Genomic DNA, 12416 nt, shown 5'->3' on the forward strand with positions numbered 1-12416 from the left:
CTTCAGGCAGTTAATCCAGAATGTTCAGCCACCGCTCGCTCGACCCAGGTTCGGGCCTGACCGAGGTAGTGGGCAGGGTTCAACAGATGATCCAGTTCAGCCCCAGACAGCTGGGCAGTGACTTGCGGCTCTTCGCCAAGGACTGCGCGCAGGTGCCGTTGCTGGGCGACAGCACGTTTGCAGCATTGCTCCAGCACATGGTGCGCGGTATCACGCCCCACCCGCTGGGCAAGGACAATGCTCACGGCTTCGGCGAGCACCAGCCCCTGGGTCAGGTCGAGGTTGCGGGTCATGCGTTCGGCGTCTACTTCCAGGCCGGCCGCCATCAGCAGCGCCTGCTTCAGGCTGCCGGACACCAGGCAACAAATCTCTGGCAGGGTTTCCCATTCGGCATGCCACAAGCCCAGGCTGCGCTCGTGCTCTTGCGGCATTGCACTGAACAGGGTCGAGATCAGGCCGGGCACCCGCGTGGCCGCACCGATGAGCACTGCGGCGCCCACCGGATTGCGCTTGTGCGGCATGGTCGAGGAGCCGCCTTTACCTGGTGCCGAGGGCTCGAAAACCTCCCCTGCTTCAGTCTGCATCAGCAGACTGACATCGCGCCCCAACTTGCCCAGGCTGCCGGCGATCAACCCCAGTACGGAACCGAACTCCACCAGGCGATCTCGCTGGGTGTGCCAGGGTTGATCCGGCAAGCCCAGTTGCAGTTCCTTGGCCAGCGCCTGGGCAATCGGCAGCGCTTGGTCGCCGAGAGCAGCCAGGGTTCCGGAGGCGCCACCAAATTGCAGCACCAGCAGGCGCGGCTTGAGTTCTTGCAGGCGTTGACGGCTGCGGGTCACCGCCCCCAGCCAACCGGAGATCTTCATGCCCAGAGTGACGGGCGTGGCATGTTGCAGCCAGGTCCGGCCAGCCAACGGCGTGGCAACATAGCGTTCGGCCTGAGTCGAGAGGATTGCACCCAGCTGTGCCAGGTCACTTTCGATCAGCTCCAGCGCCCGGCGCAGTTGCAGCACCAGGCCGGTGTCCATCACGTCCTGGCTGGTTGCGCCAAGATGCACATAACGTTCGGCGTCGGCATCGGTCGCCGCGATCTGTTTGCCCAGGGCTTTAACCAGCGGGATGGCCGAATTGCCCGCTGTGGCAATGGCCTCGCCGAGCGCTGCAAAGTCGTAGAGTCCGGCCCGGCAAGCCGCCTGGATCGGCGCCACAGCAGTCTGCGGGATCAGGCCGACTGTTGCCTCGGCCCGAGCCAGCGCCGACTCGAAGTCGAGCATCGCCTGGACGCGCCCCTGATCGCAGAACACTTCGCGCATGTCGCGGGCAGTGAAATAGGCATCGAACAACTGATTGCCCGGTCGCTCGTTCATAAACTATCCCTGCAAGCGTGGGCCGTTCAGGCCCACGGGTAAATATCAAAGGTCGTGGTGCAAGTATTTCGCCTGTTTCGGCAGGCGCAGGCTGAACAGGAACGCCACCGCCATCATCACCGTCACGTACCAGTAGAAGGAGTTTTCCATGCCCACGGCCTTGAGGCTCAGCGCCACATACTCGGCCGACCCGCCGAAAATTGCATTTGCCACCGCATACGCCAGGCCCACGCCCAATGCGCGTACTTCCGGCGGGAACATCTCGGCTTTAACCAAGCCACTGATGGAGGTGTAGAAACTCACGATCGCCAGTGCCACGGTAATCAGCACAAACGCCAGGAAAGGACTGCTGACACTTTTCAGGCTGAGCAGGATCGGCACGGTGCACAGGGTCCCGAGGGCGCCGAACCAGAGCATCGAGTTGCGCCGGCCGATCTTGTCCGCGAGCATGCCGAACAGCGGCTGCATGCACATGTACAGGAACAGCGCGCCGGTCATGATGTAGCTGGCCGTCTTGGCGTGCATGCCGGCGGTATTCACCAGGTATTTCTGCATGTACGTGGTAAACGTGTAGAAAATCAGCGAACCACCGGCGGTGTAGCCCAGCACGGTGATAAACGCAGCTTTATGATCTCGGAACAGCGCACGGATACTGCCGGCGTCCTTGTTCTCGCGCATTTCCTTGCTGCTGGTTTCCTTCAACGAACGGCGCAGGAACAGCGAAATCAGCGCCGCCACCGCACCGACCACGAACGGGATCCGCCAGCCGTAGGCACGCAGGTCATCCTCGGTGAGAAATTGCTGCAGCACCACAACCAGCGACACCGCGAGCAACTGGCCGCCAATCAGCGTCACGTACTGGAACGAGGCGAAGAATCCGCGCTGGCCCTTGAGAGCGACTTCACTCATGTAGGTAGCGGTGGTGCCGTATTCGCCGCCAACCGACAGGCCCTGCAGCAAACGGGCGAACAGCAGCATGATCGGCGCCCAGACGCCAATGTCCTTGTAGGTCGGCAGGCAGGCAATGAGCAAGGAGCCGAAGCACATCATCAGAATCGATATCAGCATCGAATTCTTGCGCCCGTGCTTGTCCGCGACGCGACCGAAGATCCAGCCGCCGATGGGCCGCATCAGGAACCCGGCAGCGAACACGCCCGCCGTGTTGACCAGTTGCACGGTCGGGTTGTCGGACGGGAAAAACGCCGGGGCGAAGTAGATGGCGCAGAAGGCGTAAACGTAGAAGTCGAACCATTCAACGAGGTTGCCCGAGGAGGCGCCAACAATTGCGAAGATTCGTTTTTTACGCTCTTCGCCGGTGTAGTGCGCTGGAGTAGCGGTGGGGGTTGTCATTGTTTTTCACTCTTTGGGGACAGTGACAGTCTAGACATACTTTGCAACAGTCCCGTTCCGCAGATGCATCAGGCAAAGCAATCCCGTGTGGGGAACCCGCACGGGATTAACATTTGCGGGGTTCTCAATAATCGAAGAACACCGTCTCCGCCTCAGTGCCCTGCAAAATCACATTCCACTGGTACACGCCGGCCGCGTCCTGCTTCGCCAGCAAGGTGCTGCGGCGCTCCGCAGGTACGCACTCCAGCAGCGAATCATCGACGTTCGCCGGCTCGCCATCGAAGTAAATCCGTGTCAGCAGATGCTTCACCAGCCCGCGGGCGAACACCAGCACCACCAGATGCGGCGCCTGGGTTGTGCCTTTCAGGCCTTGCACGGTACCTGGCTTGATCGTGGTAAAGCGGAAGCGCCCCTGCGCATCCACCGGTATCCGGCCAAACCCTTCGAAGTTCGGGTCCAGCGCCTTGGCCTGGTCATCTTCCGGGTGATCGTATTTGCCAGCGGCATTGGCCTGCCAGATTTCCAGCATGGCGTCGTTGACGAAGTCTCCGTTGCCGTCCACCACCTGCCCGCTGATGGCGACGCGCTGGCCCAAGGTCTGTTCGACGGTCAGGTCTTCGCGGTTCAGCCAGGTCAGGCCGATGTGGTAATAGGGTCCGACGGTGTGGGATGTGGTCGCGTTGAGCGTCATCTTATTTCTCCATCGGCGTGGCTTCGCGGCCGCGCAAAACGATGTCCCAGCGGTAACCGAGGGCATAGGAAGGGATGGTTTTCTCCAGATCGAAACTGGCGATCAAGCGCTCTTTGGCGCTGGTATCCGGTACGCAGTTGTAGATCGGGTCATACGCCAGCAGCGGGTCGCCCGGGAAGTACATCTGGGTGACCAGACGCGTCAGGATGCTTGGCCCGAACAGCGAGAAATGGATATGCGCAGGGCGCCAGGCATTGTGGTGGTTGCCCCACGGATAAGCACCCGGCTTGATGGTCTGGAACTGGTACCAGCCTTCAGCATCGGTCACGGTGCGACCGGTGCCGGTGAAGTTCGGGTCCAGCGGCGCGTCGTGCAGGTCACGCGCATGGTTGTAGCGCCCGGCGGCGTTGGCCTGCCAGATTTCCACCAGGATACCCGGCACCGGCAGGCCGTCTTCGTCCAGCACGCGACCATGGACAATGATGCGCTCACCCTGGGGTTCGCCCGAATGTTGCGCGGTCAGGTCGTTGTCCTGGGCTTGGATACGCTCGGCACCGATGGTCGGACCGGTGATCTCCGACAACGAGTGCGGCAAAAACACCAACGGCTGCGACGGCGCGCGCAGGTTGGTGGATTGATAGGCCGGGTGCAGGTAGGCCGGTTGAGTGCCCTCCTGCGGGCGGCGGTAACCAGGCTTGTCAGTCATTACGCTTTCCTCTGTTCTTGTTAACTGACGCGTTCAATCGCCAGGGCCAGGCCTTGGCCGACGCCGACACACATGGTCGCCAGGCCCTTGCTGCCGCCGGTTTTTTCCAGTTGATGCAAGGCCGTGAGTACCAGGCGCGCACCGCTCATGCCTAACGGATGGCCCAGGGCAATGGCGCCGCCGTTCGGGTTGACCTGAGGTGCGTCGTCCGCCAACCCCAGCTCGCGCAGGACGGCGAGGCCCTGGCTGGCAAATGCTTCGTTGAGTTCGATCACGTCGAAGTCGCTGACGGCCAGGCCCAGGCGTTCGGTCAACTTGCGCACCGCCGGCACCGGGCCGATGCCCATGACCCGAGGTGCAACACCGGCACTCGACATCCCCAGCACTTTCGCACGAGCCGTCAGGCCGTGTTTCCTTACAGCGTCGGCCGATGCCAGGATCAATGCCGCTGCGCCGTCATTTACGCCTGAAGCGTTGCCGGCAGTAACCGTTTTGTCCGCACCGTTAACCGGTTTGAGCCTGGCCAGGGTTTCCAGGGTAGTGTCGCCGCGAGGATGCTCGTCCTGGCTGACCACTGTTTCACCCTTTTTGTGGGCAATGCGCACTTCGATGATTTCTTCTGCGAAATAGCCGGCTGCCTGGGCAGCGGCGGTCCGTTGCTGGCTGCGCAGTGCGAACGCGTCCTGATCTTCGCGCGAGACTTCATAATCGTCGGCGACGTTGTCAGCAGTCTGCGGCATTGCATCCACACCGTACTGGGCTTTCATCAACGGGTTGATGAAACGCCAGCCGATAGTGGTGTCTTCCAGCTTCATGCTGCGAGAAAACGCGGCATCGGCCTTGCCCATCACGAACGGTGCCCGGGACATCGACTCCACCCCGCCGGCGATGGCCAGTTCCATTTCACCACTGGCAATCGCCCGAAACGCGGTGCCGATGGCGTCCATGCCCGAAGCGCAGAGGCGGTTGAGCGTAACGCCCGGAATGGACTCCGGCAGCCCGGCCAACAGCAAGGCCATGCGTGCGACGTTGCGGTTGTCTTCGCCGGCCTGGTTGGCACAGCCGAGGAATACCTCGTCCACTGCGTTCCAGTCGACTGATGGATTGCGCTCCATCAAAGCCTTGATCGGCACGGCGGCCAAGTCATCGGCGCGGACCGCCGACAGTCCGCCACCGAAGCGGCCGATAGGGGTGCGAATCGCGTCGCAGATAAAAACGTCACGCATCAGGCTTCTCCGGGGGCTTGGCCATGGGCGGCTGCGGTGCGGGCTTCCAGATCCCTGAGCGCCTTGAGTTCGACTTCAGTAGGCTCGGCGGTGTGCTCGACGGTTTCGGCGAAGCGAATGGCCCAGCCGGTGGCCGCCACCACTTGCTCGCGGGTCACGCCTGGGTGCAATGCGGTCACCACAAATTCGTGAGTGCCCTCTTCAGGTTCCATGATGCACAGGTCGGTAATGATGCCTACAGGACCGGCACCCGGCAGGCCCAGGCGTTTACGCGAATCGCCGCCCTCGCCATGACCCACCGAGGTGATGAAGTCCAGCTTGTCGACGAACGAGCGTGACGACTGTTTGAGGATAATCAATACGCTCTTGGCCGAGCCGGCAATTTCCGGAGCACCGCCGGCACCCGGCAGACGGACCTTGGGTGAATGGTAGTCGCCGACCACGGTGGTATTGATGTTGCCGAAGCGATCGACCTGCGCGGCGCCGAGGAAGCCGACGTCGATGCGCCCGCCCTGCAGCCAGTAGCGAAAGATCTCACCGGTGGGCACGACAGTGTCAGCAGTTTCCGCCAGTTCACCGTCACCAATCGACAGCGGCAGCACACTAGGCTTGGCACCGATCGGGCCGGATTCGTAGATCAGCACGACATCAGGCGACGATGTCAGGCGTGCCAGGTTGGCGGCTTTGGAAGGCAGGCCAATGCCGACGAAACACACCGAACCGTTCTTCAAGCGGCGGGCGGCAGCGACGGTCATCATTTCATTGGTGGTGTAAGTCATTACTTGGCCTCCGAAGCAGCGGCCAGCTTGGCCTGGAACTCGCTGAAGTCAGCGCTACCTTGGATGTATTCGTTGATCCATGCGGTGAAAGTCTCACGGTCACGGGCGATCGGATCCCAGGCCTGGTAAAAGCGGTTGTCCCGCTCGTTGTACCCATGGGCGTAGGACGGATGCGCACCGCCCGGTACGTGGCAGACCGCGCTGAGCGCCCAGGTGGGCAGCACGCAGGAGTTCATCGGCGCGTTCAGGTCGTCGACGATTTCTTCAACGGTGACGATGCAACGCTTGGCTGCCAGCGCCGCTTCTTTCTGCACCCCAAGAATACCCCAGAGCAATACGTTGCCCTTGCGATCGGCTTTCTGTGCATGAATCACGGTGATGTCCGGGCGTACCGAAGGCACCGCGGCCAATACTTCGCCAGTGAAGGGGCAAGTGACCGTCTTGATCAGCGGATTGACCTTGGGCAAGTCGGAGCCGGCGTAGGCGCGCAGTACTGCGAAAGGCAGCCCGGAGGCGCCGGCAACGTAGGCGTTGGCCAGGTCGGCATGGCTGTGTTCTTCGATTTCCAGCGGGTGTGGCCAGTGCTTCTCGACCGCGTCACGCAAACGGTGCAGCGAGCCAACACCAGGGTTGCCGCCCCAGGAGAAAATCAGCTTGCGCGCGCATCCGGCTCCGATCAACTGGTCGTAGATCAGGTCAGGTGTCATCCGTACCAGCGTCAGGTCTTTCTTGCCCTGGCGAATGATTTCGTGACCCGCCGCCGTAGGGATCAGGTGAGTGAAGCCTTCGAGCGCGACGGTATCGCCGTCGTTTACGAATTGCTTCACTGCTTCGTGCAGCGAAAGGATTTCAGCCATGGGGCAGGCTCCCGTTTTGTAATGAACCGACAGTGGATGAAAAGGGCGCGATGCGCGGCGCCGGAGTAACTGAAGAGTAAGCCTGCGCAATGGGCCAAACAATCCGATAATCGACTGAGTGTTCGTTTATCGAACAGATTGTTGTTGGGCTATCGTTCTACGTGACCCGCGAAAAATCTCAGCCTTCGGCACCTCCTACCGGACTTCGCGCACACGTAGGAGCTGCCGCAGGCTGCGATCTTTAGCGGGCCGCAACCGGGTTCAGGTCGCATCCGCATGACTGACCATGCCCTTGATCACCACCGCCGCCGTCGCCAGTGCCGCCGGTATCACCAACGCCGTCAGCACCTGCTCGAAGTTCCAGCCCAGGCCCAGCAACGTCGCGCCCATCCATGCGCCGAGAATCGCGCCGAAGCGGCCAATGCCCAGCATCCACGAGACGCCCGTCGCCCGCCCCTGTGTCGGATAAAACCGCGCCGCCAGCGACGGCATGGCCGATTGCGCGCCGTTAACGCACATCCCGGCCACCAGCACCAACGTCGCCAACAACGTGATGTTGCCCAGGCTCTGCCCTACCGCGTAGGCAAACACCCCCGCCAGCAGGTAGAAAATGCCGATGACCTTGTGCGGATTGAAGCGATCCATCGCCCAGCCCACTCCTACGGCGCTCAATACCCCGCCGAACTGAAACAACGCGCCGATGAAGGCCGCTTGTTCCATGCTGGCGCCGCTATCGCGCATCAAGGTCGGTAACCAGCTGGTCAGCAGGTAGACAATCACCAGCCCCATGAAATAGGTGAGCCACAACAGCAACGTGCCGGTGCTGTAGGTGCCGTTGAAGATCACCGCAAACACGTTGCGGGCTTTGACGGTTTTCTGTTCCGGCACACTGAAGCTTGCAGCCTGGGCGACAACGACCGGGTCGATGGGCGCGAGGGTCTTGCGCACTTTATCGGTGCCGCGATTGCGTACCACCAGGTAACGCGCCGATTCCGGTAACCAGAACAACAGGACAACGGCGAGGATCAGCGGAAGGACCCCGCCAATAAACAACAGGCTGTGCCAGCCGAACATGGGGATCAGCTTGGCCGAGATGAACCCGCCGCCCGCCATGCCCAGGTTAAAACCGCAGAACATGCTGGTCACCAGCAAAGATTTTTTGCGCTCCGGGGTGTATTCCGACAGCAGTGTGGTCGCGTTCGGCATCCCGGCCCCCAGGCCCAGGCCCGTGAGAAACCGCAATACCAGCAGTTGGTCGACGTTGGTGCTGTAGGCCGACGCGAGGCTGAATGCGCCGAACAGCACCACCGCACCGACCAGCACCACTTTGCGTCCGAAGCGGTCAGCCAGCGGGCCGGAGCCCAATGCGCCAAACACCATGCCGATCAGGGCAGCACTCATTACCGGGCCGAGGCTGGCCCGATCGATCCCCCAGTCCTGGGACAGGGCCGGCGCGATGAAACCCATGGCCGCCGTGTCAAGGCCATCGAGAAAGACAATCAGGAAACACAGGATCACCACTCGCCACTGGTAGCGCGAAATGGGTTGGGCATTGATGAAGGACTGCACGTCGAGGCAGTTACCTACAACAGACTGGGGCTGGTTCATTATTTTTATTCCACGCAAGAACGCAGTCGAACAGGTGCCAGCCTAGTGCTGGCGCTGCGGCGACATTAATGATCCTGGGGAAACAGCGTCAATTCGATAAACGCGAGTCTGTGCGTTTATCGAACACTTCGCAGCTGTGCGCTAGGCAAAGAGCTGACTGCTGAGGTCGCGGCTGGCACTGAGCAGCCCAGGCAGGAATCGCTGTTCGAGTTCGTTGCGACTGACCCGGCCAGCGTGGGTGCTGACGTTTAATGCCGCCACCACCTGCCCGGAGGCGTCATACACGGGAACGGCGATCGAGCGCAGGCCTTGTTCGAGTTCCTGGTCGACGATGCACCAGCCCTGTTGCCGTACCTCTTGCAAACATTCGAGCAAGGCTTCGGGGGTGTGCAGGGTACGGCTGGTCTTGGCCTGTAACTCGGCGTGATCGAGGTACTCGCGCAGCGAAGTGTCGTCCAGCGCGGCCAACAGGATTCTGCCCATAGAGGTGCAATAGGCGGGAAGCCGCCCGCCCACCGAGAGGTCGACCGAGATCAGCCGTTGGGTGGTCGCCGAGCGCGCGATGTACAAAATGTCATCGCCCTCCAGCGTGGCCATGTTACAGGCCTCGTGCAGTTGCTCGCTCATGCGGTCCAGGTATGGCTGGGCGGAGACCGCCAGCGGCGTGGATGACAGGTAGGCATGGCCGAGCGTCAGGACTTTGGGCAGCAGTGAATAGGTGCGCCCGTCCGTGGTGGCGTAGCCGAGCTTGATCAGCGTGTGCAGGCAACGTCGCACTGCAGCGCGAGGTATTTCCGTGCGGTGGCTGATTTGGGCAATGGTCAGGTGGCGCTTGCGCTCCTGGAAGGCCTGCACCACCGCCAGGCCGCGGGCCAGCGACGTCATGAAATCCGGGTCGCCGGTCAGCGCCTGGATCCGTTTGGCGGGAGACGCGACTATCGGCGGCGCCACTGAAGCGAAGGAGTTGCGCAGTTGGTCGTTCATATCAGGTCCTTTTCCCACACGATTCGGGAGCCATTACAAGCGGCTCCGGTACGGTGCACAAGAGACACCGGTCAACATCGGGCGATTATCGAACCATCAACCGATTATCGCAAACCCACTGTCGGCCACACAGCTGACGAGCGCCGGAAGTTTTCCTGGAACGGAACTCTCGTACAACTAAGGGTGGGCAATTGGCTGCGAACTTGCCGGCCACAATGGCGTCAGAAAGACAGCGTCACAAAATACATACGCTGAACGGCCTAGTTCAGGGTAAAACTTATGTCGCATTAAACAAACTTCGCGCAATATCTTGTTTTAACGGTTTAGAGATAGTGTTCTACGAAACGGCCGCTATAATACAATTCAATGGCGACTCGGCTACTCACCTGCCGAGTCCACCATTGGGTGGCGCAATGTTCCATTGTCGCCCCCAGCAGCAAGCGCCTGCCGCTGATCACTGGATTCAACGCCAACGCGCTCGCTGAAACTGGAGACTGATGCTACGTCAGCTGTTTATCTCTGGTGCCGTGGCCGCCTGTAACCTGTATTGAATGCTCTCGCCAACGAAAACCTCCCGGGTTGACGCCGACTGCACTCGATACCGCTGTGCAGTGCGTTTCACCAGAATCAATCTCAACTCATACAGGTAGCACTGTGACGAAAGACGAACTGCGCGCGGAACTTGAGCGCCAGGAACAACGTTACAAGGAAGTTTACGGCGGGGAAGTCACCACCTACGCCGCACAGCCCGAACCGGAACGTAAACCCTGGCGTAAACGCGCCACCGTTCAGGATCAGGCGTTCAGCCAGGAACTGCAAAAAATGGAAAAGGAACTCAAAACCGAAGAGCCATGAATCGCCGGGCTTTGATCTTTCCAGGGGTCTGGATGCGGGCCTGCTAAAAGCGGCTTGAGTCGATGATGCCTTCGCGCCCGCTACGAGCGGGCAGCGGCTACCTTGTCCACCGGATGAGGTGACAGGTTCATTTCTGACCCTTATTACAGAAATTTCCTACGGGTGTTCATATTTTTCCAGTTGCTCGGAGAAACCCCTGTGTGTGCAGCCTTTACCTTAAGATTCAACGACCTGCAAAACCCGGCGAGGCACCGCCAAGCGCAAACTAAATCGTTGAAGAATGTTACCGATGAGCAGCTAGTGCATCGATTTCCATCCTTTTCTGGCATAATCGCGCCCCCTTACGACCGGGTCAGAAAACCTTCATGATCGATTTATTCAGCGGACTGGATGCTTGGGTGCTCGTGAGCCTCTTGCTCGCCCTGGCCTTTGTCCTCGCCTTCGAGTTCATCAACGGCTTTCATGACACCGCTAACGCGGTGGCCACCGTTATTTACACCAAAGCCATGCCGCCCCATCTGGCGGTGTTCTTTTCCGGTGTGTTCAACTTTCTCGGCGTGCTGCTGGGCGGTGTCGGCGTGGCGTATGCCATCGTCCACCTGCTGCCGGTAGAACTGCTGATCAATGTGAACACCGGTCACGGGCTGGCCATGGTGTTCTCGCTGCTTGCCGCGGCCATCACCTGGAACCTGGGCACCTGGTACTTCGGTATCCCGGCCTCCAGCTCCCACACGCTGATCGGTTCGATTCTCGGTGTCGGCCTGGCCAACGCCCTGATCAACGACATTCCGCTGGCAGACGGTGTGAACTGGCAGAAAGCGATCGATATCGCCGCCTCCCTCGTCTTTTCGCCAATGGCTGGTTTCCTGATCGCCGCGCTGATCCTGATCGGCCTGAAATGGTGGCGCCCGCTGTCGAAGATGCACAAGACGCCGGAACAGCGCCGCAAGATCGACGACAAGAAACACCCGCCTTTCTGGAACCGCCTGGTCCTGGTTATTTCGGCCATGGCCGTGAGTTTCGTGCACGGTTCCAACGACGGCCAGAAAGGTATCGGCCTGATCATGCTGGTGCTGATCGGTATCGTCCCGGCGCAGTTCGTACTTGACCTGGGCAGCACTACATACCAGATCGAACGGACTCGCGACGCGACCCTGCACTTGAGCCAGTTCTACAAGCGCAATGCCGATACCCTGGGCGAGTTCCTGGCCCTGGGCAAGAGCGTGGAAGGCGATCTGCCGGAGAAATTCCGGTGCAACCCGCAACAGACCGAACCGACCATCACCGCCCTGCTCGGCACTTTGAAAGGTGTTTCCGACTACCACTCGCTGCCGTCGGACAGTCGCATCGAAGTGCGTCGCTACCTGCTCTGCCTGGATGACACGGCGAAGAAAGTCAGCAAATTGCCTGGCTTGGCCGCACGTGAAAAGGCCGACCTGGACAAGCTGCGCAAGGACTTGACCACCACCACCGAATACGCCCCGTTCTGGGTCATCCTGGCGGTCGCCCTAGCGCTGGGCCTGGGCACCATGGTTGGCTGGAAGCGCGTGGTACTGACCATCGGCGAGAAAATCGGCAAGCAGGGCATGACCTATTCCCAGGGCATGTCGGCGCAGATCACCACCGCGAGCCTGATCGGCATGGCAAACATCTTTAGCCTGCCGGTTTCCACCACTCACGTACTGTCCTCGGGCGTGGCCGGTACAATGGTCGCAAACAAAAGTGGCCTGCAAGGCGGCACCGTGAAAACCATCCTGCTGGCCTGGGTGTTGACCCTGCCGGCAACGGTAGGCTTGTCGGCCGGCCTGTTCTGGCTGGCGTCGAAGGCGCTGGGTAGCTGATAGTCAGCGGCACAAAAAAGGCGCGTCCCGTGAGGTTCGCGCCTTTTTTATGCCTGCAAACAACCGCCAATCTTGGGAAGCCCCGGCCTTTTCGCGGGCAAAAAAAAGGGCAACCGAAGTTGCCCAAAATGCCTTGCGTGCTCATTGTTTCC

11 protein-coding genes are annotated in these 12416 nt (G+C 60.7%); 2 read left to right on the forward strand and 9 right to left on the reverse strand.

Annotated elements, in window-relative coordinates; translation table 11 throughout:
* Positions 1–2: 2 nt before the first annotated feature.
* From IMW75_RS15240 to pcaR, 9 genes are all read right to left on the reverse strand, one after another.
* On the reverse strand, positions 3–1367 hold the full coding sequence (locus IMW75_RS15240; protein WP_205893094.1) for a 3-carboxy-cis,cis-muconate cycloisomerase: 1365 nt from the start codon (positions 1365–1367) through the stop codon (positions 3–5).
* 45 nt (positions 1368–1412) lie between these two features.
* Complete coding sequence (locus IMW75_RS15245) at positions 1413–2717, reverse strand: MFS family transporter (RefSeq protein ID WP_045061040.1); 1305 nt, start codon at positions 2715–2717, stop codon at positions 1413–1415.
* A gap of 124 nt (positions 2718–2841) precedes the next feature.
* Positions 2842–3408: a protocatechuate 3,4-dioxygenase subunit alpha gene (pcaG, locus tag IMW75_RS15250; RefSeq protein ID WP_205893095.1), complete on the reverse strand. Its 567-nt coding sequence runs from the start codon at positions 3406–3408 to the stop codon at positions 2842–2844.
* Position 3409: 1 nt separating this feature from the next.
* A complete protein-coding gene (pcaH, locus tag IMW75_RS15255) occupies positions 3410–4114 on the reverse strand; it encodes a protocatechuate 3,4-dioxygenase subunit beta (protein ID WP_045061042.1) in 705 nt (234 codons plus the stop codon).
* Between the two features lie 20 nt (positions 4115–4134).
* Positions 4135–5343 (reverse strand): 3-oxoadipyl-CoA thiolase, encoded by a 1209-nt coding sequence (gene pcaF / locus IMW75_RS15260; RefSeq protein WP_177328580.1) that lies wholly within the window; start codon positions 5341–5343, stop codon positions 4135–4137.
* Positions 5340–6119: a CoA-transferase subunit beta gene (locus IMW75_RS15265; RefSeq protein ID WP_045061044.1), complete on the reverse strand. Its 780-nt coding sequence runs from the start codon at positions 6117–6119 to the stop codon at positions 5340–5342. Before IMW75_RS15265 ends, pcaF begins: the two co-directional genes overlap by 4 nt.
* Positions 6119–6976 carry a CoA transferase subunit A gene (locus IMW75_RS15270; RefSeq protein ID WP_205893096.1) on the reverse strand — a complete coding sequence of 286 codons (858 nt, stop codon included), beginning with the start codon at positions 6974–6976 and terminating at the stop codon, positions 6119–6121. The genes IMW75_RS15265 and IMW75_RS15270 overlap by 1 nt, the downstream gene beginning before the upstream one ends.
* Positions 6977–7237: 261 nt before the next feature.
* Complete coding sequence (gene pcaK, locus IMW75_RS15275) at positions 7238–8584, reverse strand: 4-hydroxybenzoate transporter PcaK (protein WP_205893097.1); 1347 nt, start codon at positions 8582–8584, stop codon at positions 7238–7240.
* 141 nt (positions 8585–8725) lie between these two features.
* Positions 8726–9568, reverse strand: a complete 843-nt coding sequence (gene pcaR / locus IMW75_RS15280) for a pca regulon transcriptional regulator PcaR (protein ID WP_045061047.1) — start codon at positions 9566–9568, stop codon at positions 8726–8728.
* Positions 9569–10222: 654 nt separating this feature from the next.
* On the opposite strand from pcaR, the gene IMW75_RS15285 reads away from it, so the two are divergent.
* Both IMW75_RS15285 and IMW75_RS15290 read left to right on the forward strand, forming a co-directional pair.
* Positions 10223–10423 (forward strand): hypothetical protein, encoded by a 201-nt coding sequence (locus tag IMW75_RS15285; RefSeq protein ID WP_205893098.1) that lies wholly within the window; start codon positions 10223–10225, stop codon positions 10421–10423.
* Positions 10424–10788: 365 nt separating this feature from the next.
* On the forward strand, positions 10789–12264 hold the full coding sequence (locus tag IMW75_RS15290) for an inorganic phosphate transporter (protein ID WP_205893099.1): 1476 nt from the start codon (positions 10789–10791) through the stop codon (positions 12262–12264).
* Positions 12265–12416: the final 152 nt, after the last annotated feature.

It is taken from the genome of Pseudomonas gregormendelii (assembly GCF_017114825.1).
In the GTDB taxonomy this organism is placed as follows: Bacteria; Pseudomonadota; Gammaproteobacteria; order Pseudomonadales; family Pseudomonadaceae; genus Aquipseudomonas; species Aquipseudomonas gregormendelii.